This is a genomic window from Neisseria sp. P0001.S005, assembly GCF_051963715.1.
This window is the reverse complement of sequence record NZ_JBQCTZ010000922.1, coordinates 1-303: the sequence shown is the minus strand read 5'-3', so window position 1 is coordinate 303 and position 303 is coordinate 1. Positions and strand designations below refer to the sequence as shown.

Here is a 303-nt window from a genome sequence, read left to right as displayed (position 1 = left end):
AATACCGACGGCATCGAACCCATGGCGCATCCGCACGAAGCCGCTTTGCGCCTGCGCGAAGATAAAGTGACTGAAACTGATCATGCTGCCGAATATCAGGCTGTTGCTCCCGAAGTGCGCAACCGTCTGTATATCGTTCCTCAAGTGATTGAAGAATAAGGTTTCAGACGGCCTTTGCTTATCGGCAAACCCCTATTGCAAGGCCGTCTGAAAGGATATTCTGTTTAGACGGCCCGATTTATTGATTTAAACGGATGTTTTCAATATCTGTTTTGAAAGCAAAAACTGTTTTATAGAAAGTAC

Annotated in this window: 1 protein-coding gene; it reads left to right on the top strand. The window is 45.5% G+C overall.

The window, feature by feature from the left end:
* Positions 1-159: Asp-tRNA(Asn)/Glu-tRNA(Gln) amidotransferase subunit GatC (gene gatC / locus ACTHSP_RS23505; RefSeq protein WP_440347180.1), on the top strand; the 159-nt coding region annotated here is incomplete at its 5' end.
* Positions 160-303: the final 144 nt, after the last annotated feature.